At 62.9% G+C, this 12980-nt stretch carries 13 protein-coding genes and 1 tRNA gene; 6 read left to right on the top strand and 8 right to left on the bottom strand.

Annotated elements, in window-relative coordinates; translation table 11 throughout:
- The first annotated feature begins 341 nt into the window (after positions 1–341).
- Positions 342–416 (top strand) — tRNA-Gly (locus DDE20_RS16125).
- A gap of 109 nt (positions 417–525) precedes the next feature.
- Here the strand turns inward: DDE20_RS16125 and DDE20_RS16120 are convergent.
- Positions 526–1197, bottom strand: a complete 672-nt coding sequence (locus DDE20_RS16120) for a glutathione S-transferase (RefSeq protein ID WP_116559558.1) — start codon at positions 1195–1197, stop codon at positions 526–528.
- Between the two features lie 321 nt (positions 1198–1518).
- Between DDE20_RS16120 and DDE20_RS16110 the strand changes: the two genes are divergently transcribed.
- Positions 1519–2184 (top strand): GntR family transcriptional regulator, encoded by a 666-nt coding sequence (locus tag DDE20_RS16110; protein WP_116559556.1) that lies wholly within the window; start codon positions 1519–1521, stop codon positions 2182–2184.
- A gap of 73 nt (positions 2185–2257) precedes the next feature.
- On the opposite strand, the gene DDE20_RS16105 is transcribed toward DDE20_RS16110, so the two are convergent.
- The 6 genes from DDE20_RS16105 to DDE20_RS16080 form a co-directional block, all read right to left on the bottom strand.
- A complete protein-coding gene (locus DDE20_RS16105) occupies positions 2258–3124 on the bottom strand; it encodes a dioxygenase family protein (RefSeq protein ID WP_116559555.1) in 867 nt (288 codons plus the stop codon).
- A 24-nt stretch (positions 3125–3148) separates the two neighbouring features.
- Positions 3149–4465 (bottom strand): TRAP transporter large permease, encoded by a 1317-nt coding sequence (locus tag DDE20_RS16100; RefSeq protein ID WP_116559554.1) that lies wholly within the window; start codon positions 4463–4465, stop codon positions 3149–3151.
- Positions 4462–5028, bottom strand: a complete 567-nt coding sequence (locus DDE20_RS16095) for a TRAP transporter small permease (RefSeq protein WP_240608145.1) — start codon at positions 5026–5028, stop codon at positions 4462–4464. The genes DDE20_RS16100 and DDE20_RS16095 overlap by 4 nt, the downstream gene beginning before the upstream one ends.
- Before the next feature lie 3 nt (positions 5029–5031).
- A complete protein-coding gene (locus DDE20_RS16090) occupies positions 5032–6120 on the bottom strand; it encodes a C4-dicarboxylate TRAP transporter substrate-binding protein (protein ID WP_240608144.1) in 1089 nt (362 codons plus the stop codon).
- A 77-nt stretch (positions 6121–6197) separates the two neighbouring features.
- On the bottom strand, positions 6198–6869 hold the full coding sequence (locus DDE20_RS16085) for a malonic semialdehyde reductase (RefSeq protein WP_116559552.1): 672 nt from the start codon (positions 6867–6869) through the stop codon (positions 6198–6200).
- Complete coding sequence (locus DDE20_RS16080; RefSeq protein WP_116559551.1) at positions 6866–7744, bottom strand: fumarylacetoacetate hydrolase family protein; 879 nt, start codon at positions 7742–7744, stop codon at positions 6866–6868. The genes DDE20_RS16085 and DDE20_RS16080 overlap by 4 nt, the downstream gene beginning before the upstream one ends.
- A gap of 104 nt (positions 7745–7848) precedes the next feature.
- Between DDE20_RS16080 and DDE20_RS16075 the strand changes: the two genes are divergently transcribed.
- From DDE20_RS16075 to DDE20_RS16065, 3 genes are read left to right on the top strand one after another with little or no spacing between them, the layout of a single operon-like run.
- Positions 7849–9168, top strand: coding sequence for a malonyl-CoA decarboxylase domain-containing protein (locus tag DDE20_RS16075; RefSeq protein WP_116559633.1), 1320 nt, complete (start codon positions 7849–7851; stop codon positions 9166–9168).
- Complete coding sequence (locus tag DDE20_RS16070; protein ID WP_116559550.1) at positions 9146–10615, top strand: AMP-binding protein; 1470 nt, start codon at positions 9146–9148, stop codon at positions 10613–10615. The genes DDE20_RS16075 and DDE20_RS16070 overlap by 23 nt, the downstream gene beginning before the upstream one ends.
- The gene (locus DDE20_RS16065) at positions 10612–10995 is read left to right on the top strand and encodes a YciI family protein (protein ID WP_116559549.1); all 384 of its coding nucleotides are present in this window, start codon (positions 10612–10614) and stop codon (positions 10993–10995) included. The genes DDE20_RS16070 and DDE20_RS16065 overlap by 4 nt, the downstream gene beginning before the upstream one ends.
- A 65-nt stretch (positions 10996–11060) precedes the next feature.
- Here the strand turns inward: DDE20_RS16065 and DDE20_RS16060 are convergent, their stop codons facing one another.
- Entirely contained in the window at positions 11061–11813 is a 753-nt protein-coding gene (locus tag DDE20_RS16060; RefSeq protein ID WP_116559548.1) for an IclR family transcriptional regulator, read from the bottom strand.
- A gap of 178 nt (positions 11814–11991) precedes the next feature.
- Between DDE20_RS16060 and DDE20_RS16055 the strand changes: the two genes are divergently transcribed.
- A complete protein-coding gene (locus tag DDE20_RS16055) occupies positions 11992–12828 on the top strand; it encodes a cyclase family protein (RefSeq protein WP_116559547.1) in 837 nt (278 codons plus the stop codon).
- Positions 12829–12980: the final 152 nt, after the last annotated feature.

The raw sequence follows: 12980 nt of genomic DNA, 5'->3' as shown, positions 1-12980 counted from the left end.
CTCCGGAAACATGCGGCCAAAAGGCGCCGCACCCCCAGAGATAGCGATATTCCCCGCGGCCCCAAGCCCCTTTCCCGGCCTGCGCCCGCTTTCTTTGCCCTTATCGCAGGTTAGAGCGCAAAACTTACCATCCGGTTACCAGCCGCCGCCCTGCCCCCCTGCAGGCGGTGCTCGCGATTCCATCCCGCCCCCTGCCCCGCGCCGCGCCAGAGGCCACGATTTCACCGGTTTTGCAGGTATTTCTTGGGGAATTCCAAATAGTTGCGAAAAAAGATGCAGAAGATGCAAATTGCCTCTTGCAGCCCCCAGCGGCTTTGCGTAGAACCCGCCTCACAGAGAGAGCGGGCGTAGCTCAGGGGTAGAGCATAACCTTGCCAAGGTTAGGGTCGGGCGTTCGAATCGCCTCGCCCGCTCCAATTTGACCACATCACCCCAATGTGGTTCACGACAAGGCTGCCTTCGGGCGGCCTTTCGTCGTTTTGGGCTTCGCGTTTGAAATTGGCTGTTTGAGGGGCGGCCTGAACCCTAGCCGCCGAACCAGAGCGGCGCGTCTTCGGGGCGCCATGGCGGGGGTTTCACCATCACCCGGCCGAAGTCTTCACTGTTTGTAAAGGCGTCCAGCCATAGGATCAGATTCGGCCAGGGTTGCGCGTCGAACCAGGGTCGGTCGATATTGGCGAATTGGCGCACAAACGGCAGGATCGCCAGATCCGCCACGCGCCAGCGCGCACCGAATAGTGCCTCCTGCCCCGCAAGCTGCGCGTCAAGATCATAGAGAAACGCCGAGGCTTTTTCCCGCTCGGCGTCGGGATCAAGATCAGGATAGCGCACTGCGTATTTGGTGTGATCGAGGGCGGTTTTGAACGGGCCGTCATTCGTGGCGATCAACTGCCACCCCGCCTCTGGCATATCCAAGAGGCCATGGGGGTCTTGTTGCTTGAGCGCCCAGATCATGATGTCGAGGCTTTCGTCAATCACCGGTTCAGGCACGGATTCGGGCACGGATTCAGGCGCAGGGCTGGGCAGCCGCAAACATGGCACCGTCGCCGAGGGCGAGGTGGCCAGAAACGCCTCGGGCTTGTCGCGCAGGAGGATTTCGCGCAGTTCGACCTGCAGGCCGGATGCCTGAACCGCCAGCCGCGCGCGCATCGCATAGGGGCAGCGCCGAAAGCTCCATAAAATCGGATGATCTGTCATGGCCGGACGCTACCGAGGCCGGGGTGTGAAAGTCAAACGAAACCCCGGTTTTCGCGCGGGATATGGGGGAGATCAGCGGGTTAGCCCCGCTTTGCCGCATACCGATACGGCGCGGGAATGCGGATGCGGTGCAGCGGGGAACGGGCCGGCGGAGAGCGGTTATTCTTGCGCTTTTCGCACGGCAAAGCGCCCAACACGCGAATTGCAGCGGCCAGCGGGGAAAAGATTGAAACGCAGGAGGAATTATCGCTTATTTGGCGGGATATCGATATTGTCTGGCGGGGGTTTCATGCCTAAAAAGGGGGACCTAAGGAGGCCCGCATGGACGAACACCGCTCTCTAACCTCTCGCGCGCATCACCGCATTCGCGAAATGGTGCTGTCGGGGGAATTGGCGCCCGGCGCGCGTATCCAGATCGAGAGCCTGCGCGAAAAACTGGATATGGGCGCCAGTCCGGTGCGTGAGGCGCTGAGCATTCTGTCGTCGGAACAACTGGTTGTGCGCAATGAGCAGCGCGGCTTCTGGGCGCCCAAGATCAGCGCGGCGGATTTCGCGATCCTGTTGGATACGCGGTGCCGCGTTGAGGGGATCGCGCTGGCCGATGCGATTGCCCAAGGCGGGGCGGAATGGGAGGAACGCATCGTGATGCTGCGCCACCGGTTGAATACGCTGGACCGGATCACACGTGCCGATGACTGGGAGGCCGCGCACCGCGAATTTCATGCGGCGCTGATTTCCGCCTGTCCCTCGGGCTATTTGCTGAATTTCTGCGCCCAGCTTTACGATCTGGCAGTGCGCTACCGCAATGTCGCGCGGTTGGTGGCCTATCCCGAGCGGCGGATTGCCGATGAGCACTCGGAACTGGTCGACGCGGCCTTGGCGCGCGACACCTCACGCGCGGTCGGGCTGCTCAATGATCACTACCGCAAGACCGGCGAGTTTCTGTTTAAAGAACTGTCAAAACAAGAAGATAGCGCGGTGAAATAGAGCGGCCGCCCTAATGTGGTGCGGGCGGCCCTGATCGCGGTAAATGCGCGCGGACGCTGGCGCCTTGCGCCGGTCAGGCCGGTGGCAGTACGAAGTCGAACTCCACGCTGCTGAACCCCTCATCCAGCCGGTCCCGCGCTTCGATATCTGCGGGCAAAGCGGCGCGCGTGCCGGGCTGGAATTCCATCACCAAATCTTCGCGCACCCCGAAGACTGCATCCTCATCCAGATAGGGGTCGTCGCTGGGAAAGACCTCGGTCACCAGACTGCGATAGCCCGCGGCCTCGATGATGAAATGCAGATGCGAGGGGCGCCAGGCGTGGCGGCCGGTGGCATTCAGGATGTCGCCTGCAGGGCCATCGGTGGGCACCAGATAGGGCGTCGGGCGGATCGTCGAGACCGCATAGCGCCCGTCGGCGCCGGTCGTCATCGCCATGCGCAGATTATAGTCGGGCTGGGTGGCATCCTGCCCCGAGTAAAGCCCGTTGTCAGCGGTTTGCCAGAGTTCAATCACCGCCCCCTCAATCGGCGCCCCCGCTTGATCGCGGACCACGCCCTGCACCACCACTTGCTGCCCCGCGTTGTCGCCGATCAGATCGCCGCCCACCGGCAGTTGCGGCGCGCCGAGCACATGGAACGGGCCGAGCACCGAGGAACTGGTGCAGTCATCGGGCGAATTGATCATATCGACGAGGGAGCTGAGCCCCAGCACATCCGAGAGCAGCACGAATTCATTGCGCTCGGCGTCCGAAATCTCGCCAGCGCGGGTCAATAGCTCCAGCCCCTTGCGCCATTCGCTATGGGTCAGCCCGACCTCTGTGGCAAAGGCGTGCAGATGTTTGACCAGCGCACCGAGCACCTCTTGCACCCTTGGGTCGGTGTCAGGGCCGGACAGGTTCAAGAGCAGATCGGTGAGGGTTTCAGAGGTGACATTGCGCATGGGTTTTCCTTAGGCAGTCAGAAGTTACGGCAGCAACACCGTGGAAAGGATGGGAAATTCGATCAGCACCAGCAGCACGCAGAGCATCACCGCGGCGAAGGGCAAGGCGCCCATGAACACATCCTTGAGCGAAATCGTGGGGTCACTGATCGTGCTTTTGATCACAAAACACGAGATCCCCAAGGGCGGGGTCAACAGGCCGATCTCGGCGCCGATGACCACGATAATGCCGAACCAGACCAGATTGACGCCCAGCGGCTCGACGATCGGCAGGAACAGCGGCACCACGATCAGGATGATCGAAGCGGTGTCTAACAGGGTGCCGAGAAACAGCATCAGGAGCACCAGCATCACCATCACCGCGGCGAATCCCAGTTGATAGGTTTCCAGAAAATCACCCAGCGCATTGGGCACCCCGGCGATGCCGAGCATGCGGCTGTACATCGAGGCGGCGGTGATCAGGAACAGGATCGCGGCGGTGATATGGCCGGTCTCCAGCAAGGCGTTCCAGAAGCTTTTGAGGTTGATCTTGCCCCGCGCAATCGCCAGCACCAGACCCAGCGCCGCCCCCGCCGCTCCGGCCTCAACGGGCGTCAGCCAGCCGGTATAGATGCCGCCCAGAACCGTGATCACCAACCCGACGAGGGGCAACGACAGCATCAGCAGTTGCGCAGCACTCATCAAATCCTCGGGGGCCTTATTCACCGCGCCTTCATTCACCACGAACCGCGGCCAGAGTCGGGCCATCACCCAGATCGCAAGGATATAGGCGCCCGACAACATGATCCCCGGAATGATCCCCGCAAGGAACATATGGCCGACCGATTGCTCGGCGACGATCGCATAGATGATCAGCATCGCCGAGGGCGGAATGATCATCCCCAGCACCGAAGACCCTGCCACAACGCCAACCGCGAAGCGCTTGTTATAGTTCAGTTTCATCATCTCGGGCACGGCGACTTTGGTAAACACCGAGGCCGAGGCAATCGAGCTGCCGGTCACCGCCGCGAACAGCGCATTGGCGCCGACCGTGGCCATGCCGACACCGCCGGTGATCCTGTAAAACACCGTATTCATCACCCGGTAGACATCCTCGCCCATCCCCGCCTTGGAGACGATCAGCCCCATAAAGGTAAACAGCGGGATGGTGGCAAAGGAATACTGGGTGACGGAATCGCCAACCGCGATTTTCAACAGCGCCAAGGGCAGTTGGAAACTGTCGCGCAGGATCCAGATGGTGACAAACGAGACCATCCCCAAGGCGATGGGGATATAGACCCCGAGGTAGATCATGACGACCATCGCCACGACCGAGATCAGGCCAATCTCGAAGGGGCTCATGCGCCGGACTCCTCAAGGTGCAGATGTTCAGGACGGCGTTTTCCGGTGATCGCCTTGGTGGCAAAAATCGCCGAGGACAGGGTGCTCGAGACCAGAATGGCCAGATGGATCGGCCAATAGGGCGCGGTGAAAATCCCCGGCGTGCCGAAAAACGCGCCGCTGCCCCAAGAGCGCTGCAGCTCGGGCCAGATGGCAAAGGCGATCAGCCCCATAAAGATGCAAGACGCGCTGTCGATGATCCGCGCGATCACCCGCGCGGCGCGGGGCCGATCCATCGCCAGCACCGCCAGAGCGCCATCCGAACGGGTCAGCCGGTTGATGCGGATCACGTCCGGCAGCTGCAGGAACACGATCATCACCATCAGGAATTGCACCATCTCATAGGTGCCGGGGAATGGCGCGTTGAACAGGTTGCGCGAGACCACATCCGAGTTGATCATCACCACCAGCGCCAACACGACCAAAGTGCCGGTCGCATTGAGCGCTTTGGCGATCACCGAGAACACGCGCGACAGCATATTGATGCCGCGCATGATCCCGTCGCTGTCTTGCGGGCCCCGCAAGGATCAGGCCTCGGTCGACCAGTTGCGCGCCGGTGTCTCGCCCGCCGCAATCAGCTTGTTGATATAGGCGTCCAGCATCGCCGAGCCGTTTTTACCCGCGTCATCAAGCCCCTGTGCCCATTCCTGCGCGATATTGGGCATTGCCGCCGCCCAGGAGGCGCGGTCTGCGTCCGACAGATCGGTGATCGTGCCACCAGCCTCGACAAAGGCGGCCTCAGAGACCGAGGCTTGCTCCATCGCGACCTCGGCCATACGGTCGCGGTAGTCGATGGCGACCTCTTGCAGCACTGCCTGCACCTCGGGCGAGAGCGTGGCCCAGAAGTCGGCGTTGACGGTCAGGGATTTGGTGTTCACCGAGCCCAGATTGGCGCGCAGCATATGCGGGGCGACCTCGGCGATGGCGAAAGTATTGGCGGCCTCGGGCCAGAGCATCGCCGCCTCGGTGACACCGGTCTGCACCATATTGTAGAAATCGGTCAGCCCGCCGCGCACGCCCACGGCGCCGTCCAGCCCCTCGAGATAGCGCAGGTTATAGCCCGCCCCCGCGACCCGCAGATCGGCCATATCCGCCAGCGTGTTGATCGGCCGCGTGCTGAACATCTGGTAGCTATCGAGCACCACGCCGGTGGCCAGATAGACCTGATTTTCGCTGGCAAATTCTTCGCGCATATCGGGGAATTCATTGGCGATCTCGTCAATCGCGCGGGCGACAATTGCGGCGTTGCTGGAGATAAAAGGCGTCACCGCGGCAATCGCCTGCGAGGGCAGCTCCGAGGCGTGGAAAATCGTCGTGACGATCCCCATATCGCCAAGCCCCAGCCGCAGCCCTTCCAGCACGCCGCGCGGATTGACGATCGAGCCGCCATAGCTTTCCTGGAAATCAAACACCTCCAGCCCCGCCTCTTCGAGCCGGCGGTTGACCTCGGGCAGGAAGAAATTGCTCAGCTCTACCAGCCACATAGAGCGTTCGGGATAGCCGTCGATGACGGTGGCCATCCGTCCCGCTGCCAAGGCGGGCAGTCCGAAACACGCCAGACCCGCGCTCGCGGCGGTGCTGGCCAGTAAAGTGCGACGATTGAGTTTCATGGTCATGGTCTGGACCTCCCGTTCCAGTCGTTTCTGGGCGAATTACCCCACTCACTTGCGCCCTCCCACGACGCCCCTCCCCGTCACATGATCCTGCACGCCTCCTCAAACGGCAGGCGGGGAAGTTTCGGAAAAATCGCCGTTTCATCGGCATATCCGAGGTTCAATAGAAAATTCGACCGCAGCGTGGTGCCGCTGAACAATTCGCGGTCCACCGCAGCATTGTCAAAGCCCGACATCGGCCCGCAATCGAGCCCCATCGCCCGCGCCGCGATCATCATATAGCCGCCCTGCAGGGTGGCATTGCGCGCGGCGGTCTCGCGGATATAGGCGGATTTGCCGCGAAACAGCGGTTTGCGGTCTTCATGCGGAAACAAGACATCGAGGCGCTCCCAGAACGCCAAATCCTCGGCAATCACCACCGTCACCGGCGCGCTGAGCATCTTGGCGACATTCTTGGGTTTGAGCGCGGGGGTCAATTTGGCCTTGCCCTCGGGCGAGGTGATGAAAAAGAACCGCGCGGGCGAGCAATTCATGCTGGTCGCGCCCATCTTGGTGATCTCGTAAAGGCGGCGCAACTGCGCCTCGCTGACCGGCCGGTCCTGCCATGCGTAATGCGAGCGCGCTTTGGTCAGGATCAGATCAATCGCATCTTCATCCAGATGCGGTATCCGCGCGCGCAACTCGCGGATTTCCGCCTGCGCGGCCTCGCGCGGATCCGCCTCGGGGCATGGTTTCGGGGCCGAGGCATTCATGCGGTCACGGCCTTTTCGCGCGCCAATGCAGCCTCGGAGACCACCGGATTGCGGCAGGTTCCGATGCCCTCGATCTCGACCTCGATCACATCGCCGTCTTTCATCCAGACCTGCGGCCTGCGCGCATGGCCAACGCCGGGCGGGGTGCCGAAAGCGATCATATCGCCGGGCTCTAACGTCATGATTTCAGAGACAATCGCAATCGTGCGCGCCGCCGGAAAGATCATATCCGAGGTGTTGCTGTCCTGCATGATCCGCCCGTTCAAACGCGTGCGAATGGCCAGCCCGCTGGCGCCCGCGGGCAGCTCATCGGGGGTCACCACAATCGGACCCAATGCGCCAGTGCCGTCGAAATTCTTGCCCGCGGTCCATTGATGGGTCTTGCGCTGGTAGTCGCGGATCGAGCCGTCGTTAAAGGTGGTGTAGCCAAAAACATGATCCAGCGCGTCAGCCTCGGCGATATGGCGCCCGCCCTTGCCGATGATGATCATCAATTCGGTTTCATAGTCGAATGTCTCGGAGGCCTCGGGCAGCACCATCGGCGCCTGTGCAGGCACCATCGAGGTGGCGGCGCGCAGGAACATCGCCGGATAATCGGGTACATCATAGCCGCCTTCGCGGGCATGTTCGGCGTAGTTCAGGCCAAGGCAGACAATCTTGCCGGGCCGCGCGATGGGCAGCGACGGCGTCACATCCGTGACTGCCACGCTGGCCGCATTCGCCGCCGGTTCCGGCAGCGCACCGCCTTTGGCAACGCTCTGGATCAGCGCCGTCAGATCCCCTGCCCCGTCTTGCACCAGCGTGGCGCGCTCTCCGGTCACGGCAAAGACCGAGGGCGTCGTCGCGCCTGCAAGGGTTCCGGTCAGCAGCTTCATGGCAGTCTCTCCTTCATGCGTCTTCTTTTGTTACGCCGAAGAAAAACGAGTTGTCAACTTAAAGTCGATTTTTTATGTTGATCACGAAATTTGAGGTGCGCAACATGGTCCGAGACACATCCTTTGCCGGTTTTCTGAGAAATCTCGTCGGGCCGAATGTGGTGCCGCGGCTCTGGGGGGATACGCTCAATTCCGCGCAGAATGATCCGATAAAGCTGAGCCACACGCTGCTGACCGCGCGCGGTCAGGCCTCGGGCGTGGCGATCGCCGACCGGGTGTTGACGCTGATCGAAACCGCCGATGCCGAGGGGTTACAGCGCTATCTCGCAGCGCTGCGCGATGAATTCGAGGTTGATCTGGGCGCGGTTCTGCAAGCCGCCACAAGTGCCAAAGACCCCGAGGCGGGCACCGCCGCGCTGATTGCCCTGCAACAGGCTGCCGAGCCGCCCCGGCAAGAGCTGTTTCGCCGCCTCAACGCCGCGCCGCGGGGCACCGAGCGGCTGGTGGCGTTTCGCTGCAATCTGCTGGCGGCGCTGCGCGAGGACGCCTCGCTGGCGCCGATTGATGCGGACCTACGGCATCTGTTGCGAAGTTGGTTCAACCGCGGGTTTCTGGTGCCCGCGCGCATCGACTGGCACAGCCCCGCCGATCTGCTGGAGAAAATCATCGCCTATGAGGCGGTGCATAGGATCGATACATGGGAGGATCTGCGCGCGCGGCTGGTGCCTGCCGACCGGCGCTGTTTTGCGTTTTTCCATCCCGCCCTGCCCGGCGAGCCGCTGATTTTCGTCGAAGTGGCGCTGACCCGCGGGCTGGTCGGCGCCATCGACACGATCCTCTCCGCGCCGCGCGACACCCTGCAGGCCGAGGATGCCGATACGGCGATTTTCTACTCGATCTCGAATTGTCAGGCGGGGCTGGCGGGGATTTCCTTTGGCGCCTTCCTGATCAAACAGGTCGCCTCGGACCTCAAAGCCGACCTGCCCAATCTCAAGCGTTTCGCCACCCTCTCGCCGATGCCCGGCTTTGCCCGCTGGACCCAAAAGCAGGGGATCGCGCCCGAGTATCTGGCCGAGGGGCACGAGGCCCTGCCCATCGCCGCAGCCGCCTATCTGGCCGAGGCCAAGGACGGCGCCAACCGTCCGCTCGATCCGGTGGCGCGGTTTCATCTGGGCAATGGCGCCGAGCTGCACCGGATTAACCCCGGCGGCGACCTCTCGGCCAAGGGGCGCGCGCAAAGCCACGGGGTGATGGTGAATTACCTTTACGAACTCGAGCAAGTCGAATCCCGTCACGAAGCCTTTTCCGCCAGCGGCGAGATCACCCTCTCGCGCCATGTGCGCGCCTTGGTCAACCGCCCCCGGATCTGGGACACCGCAGACAGCACGCAAGGACGCAAAGATGCCAAGCAACCCGATTCATGAGACATTCCTAAACGGTCAGCCCGCAAAGGCGCCGTTTCTGGAAACGCCTGACGGGCGGCAGATGTCCTATGCGCAATTGCGGCAAGAGGTCGCGCAGACCGCCGCCGCCCTGCAATCCGAGGGCGTGACGCCGGGGGACCGCGTGCTTTGCCAGATCGCGAAATCGCCCGAGGCGCTGGTGCTCTATCTGGCGACGGTCGCTGCAGGTGGCGTGTTTGTGCCGCTCAACACCGCCTATACGCCCGCGGAACTGGCCTATTTCATCGAGGATGCGGCGCCTGCGCTGTTGATTATCGACGCCAGCACCGAGGCGGCACGCGCCGTTGCCGAAGTGCAGAACCTGCGCTGTGTCACGCCCGAGGCGCTGAAGGCGGCGCAAGTGTCCCCCTTGGCGGCACCCGTGCCGCGCGCGCCGGATGATCTGGCGGCGATCCTCTATACCTCGGGCACCACGGGCCGCTCGAAAGGTGCGATGCTCAGCCATGACAATCTGATCTCCAACGCCAAAGCGCTATGTGATCACTGGCAGTTCACCGCTTCGGATGTGCTGTTGCATGCGCTGCCGGTGTTCCACACCCACGGGCTGTTTGTCGCCACCAATACCCTGCTCCTCTCCGGCGCGCGGATGATCTTTCATGGTGCCTTCGACATCGACCAGATCGCCGAAGACTTGCGCCGCGCCAGCGTGATTATGGGGGTACCGACCTTCTACAGCCGGATGCTGGCCGATCCGCGCTTCACCCGTGAGAGCATGGCGCATATGCGGCTGGTGATCTCGGGCTCGGCACCGTTGTTGGCCGATACGCATGCCGCATTCGAGGCGCGCACCGGCCATGCGATCCTCGAGCGCTACGGCATGACCGAGACCAATATGATCACCTCGAACCCTTATCTCGGCCCTCGCCGCGCGGGCACCGTGGGCCAGCCGCTGCAAGGGGTCTCGGTGCGCCTCGCCACGCCCGACGCGCAGGGCATCGGCGGGATCGAGGTGCGCGGGCCGAATGTCACCCGAGGCTATTGGCAGAATGCCGAGAAAACCGCCGAGAGCTTCACCGCTGATGGTTGGTTCATCACCGGCGATCTGGGGCAATTTGATGAGGGTGGCTATCTGTCGATTGTCGGGCGCGAGAAGGATCTGGTGATCTCGGGCGGGTTCAACATCTATCCCAAGGAGATCGAGAGCCTGATCGACGCCCTGCCCGAGGTGGAGGAAAGCGCGGTGTTTGGCGTCGCGCATGGGGATCTGGGCGAGGTGGTGGCGGCGGCGATTGTGCTGCGCGCGGGCGCGCATCTGGACGCCGAGGCGGTGCTGGCGGCGCTCGGCCCTGAACTTGCGCGGTTCAAACTGCCGCGGGAGTTGCGGTTCGTTAACCAGTTGCCGCGCAACGCCATGGGCAAGGTGCAAAAGGCCGAATTACGCAAGACATTCGAGGGAGAGACGCCATGAATTGGGACGAATACGGAACCGCCTGCCGCGCGCGCGGCTGCCTCGCGCTGGAGGTTTTCGCCTGTATCACCAGCCCCGCCAAGGAGGGCCCGCCCGCGCCCGAGCTACTGGCCGCGCATCTGGCCTATCAAAAAGACCTTGAGGCGCGCGGGGTGCTGTTTCTTGCGGGTCCCTTGTCTGATCCGAGCGGCGCGCAAATGTCCGGCGCGGGGCTGATCATCTATAGAGCCGCCGATATCGCAAAGGCGCGGCAACTGGCCGAGGCGGACCCGATGCATGCCAGCGGCCAGCGCAGGTTCACCCTGCAGGCATGGCGTTTGAACGAGGGCGCGCCGATCCAGGGCCTGCGGCTCTCCGAGCGGAGTTTCGACCGTCTTTGAGCATGCCGCCATAGGCACGCCCTGCCGCCCCCTGCGCCGCGCCGCCGGTTGCGCGCAGGTTGGCCTTAATGAGCCAGTTGCACGCGCAATGTCGCCAGCATGTCGCGCAGTGCCACTTCGACCTGTGGGCGGATTTGCACGAACCGCTGGGTCGGCACCGGCACCGAGATCGCGTAAATCTCGCCGTGGCGGTCGCGCAGCGCCCCGCCCAGCGCCGATATCCCCTCGGTATGCTCATCACTATCGCAGGCCAGACCGGTCTCGCGCACCTCGGCCAGCAGAGCCGCAAAGGCCGGCCAATCGCCCGCGTGATGCCAGCGCTGCCATTCATCCTCGACCATCTGCCGCGCCAGATCCTCGGGTAGCAGCGAGAGCGCCGAGCGCCCGTTGGCGGTGGTGGTCAGCGGAAAGGCATCGCCCACCGAGGAGATCGTGCGCAAACGGTGCATGCCGGGCACCTGATCGAGAAAGATCATCGCCGCGCCGCGCAGAACCGACAGATCCGCGGTTTCGCCCAGCAGCCGCGACAGTTCCGAGAGATGCAGGCGGCATTCCTCGACCACATTATAGCGCGTCGCTTCGGAGAGCGCGGTGATCTCGGGGCCGAGGCGGATACTGCCGCCGGAACTCGAGGCGATGACCAGACGCTCGGCCTGTAGCGCGCCGACGATTCGCTGCACCGTAGAGCGGGGCAATTCCACCCGTTCGGCAATCTGTCCGAGCGACAGCCCATCGGTATCGTCGCGCAAAACCCGGAGAATCGCGGCCGCGCGGGCGATAACCTGAATGCCGGAGCGGGCGGTTCCTTGGTCGTTCATCGGCTAACCCCTTATAAGTGTCTCACAAGGCAATACAGTGAGCGGCAATCACTTTGCAATACGATACAAATGGCAGAATCTGTATTGACCACTATGCGGTGCATCCGTATCGTATCATGAACTGGGAGGGGCGCAACTGCACTGCCCACGCCACCCGACATTCGAGGAGGAAATTGTCATGGTGAAAGTTCGCGGGATCGAGTTCGAGGGTAATCTCGACAACAGCATGGGGCTGGAGTTCTATAACCTCAGCCACCGCTTCGGGTTTCAAAACCCCAATTGGCCGTATTTCGAGGATACCAAAATCGAGCGTATCCACTATATGGCGAAATCCGGTGTGCTCTCGCAGCGCATCACCACCACGATGCATGCGACCACCCATATCGACGCGCCCGCCCATGTGGTGCAGGGCACGCCGTTTATCGACGAGGTGCCGCTGCCGCATTTCTTTGGCTCGGGCATTGTCGTGTCGCTGCCGAAAAAGAAATGGGAGCCGATCACCGCCGAGGATCTGGAGAAAGCCTGCGGCCATGTGATCCGCAAGGGCGATGTGCTGATCATCAACACCGGCTGGCACCATCAATATGAAGACGGCGATTACTTTGCCTATTGCCCCGGGTTCGTGAAATCGGCGGGGGAATGGATGGTCGAGAAAGGCGTCAAGGTTGTCGGCCATGACACCCAGGCCAATGACCACCCGCTGGCCACCGCCATCGGCCCCCAGCGCAACGGTCCGCTGCTGCCGCATCTGGCCGAAGAATACAAAGAATGGTCCGGCGGCATCGATTGGAAAGATGCGTTTCCTGAATGGGAGCCGGTGCATAACGTGTTGTTTAAAAACGGCATTATGGGCATCGAAAATGTCGGTGGTGATCTGGATGCGGTGACCGGCAAACGCTGCACCTTTGCCTTCTTCCCGTGGAATTGGGACCGCGGCGACGGCTGTATCGTGCGGCTGGTGGCGATGATCGACAAGAGCCAGAACTTCCGCATCGAGGCGGGCGAGGAAATCTGAGGCATGTCGGATCGGGCTTTGCCCGATCCGACCGGGGGGGGGGGGGGGGGGGGGGGGGGGGGGGGGGGGGGGGGGGGGGGGGGGGGGGGGGGGGGGGGGGGGGGGGGGGGGGGGGGGGGGGGGGGGGGGGGGGGGGGGGGCGCGGGGGGGGG

It is taken from the genome of Pararhodobacter oceanensis, assembly GCF_003076755.1.
GTDB classification, from domain to species: domain Bacteria; phylum Pseudomonadota; class Alphaproteobacteria; order Rhodobacterales; family Rhodobacteraceae; genus Pararhodobacter; species Pararhodobacter oceanensis.
Note: the sequence above shows the minus strand (reverse complement) of the source record. Positions and strands in the feature narration are given on the sequence as shown.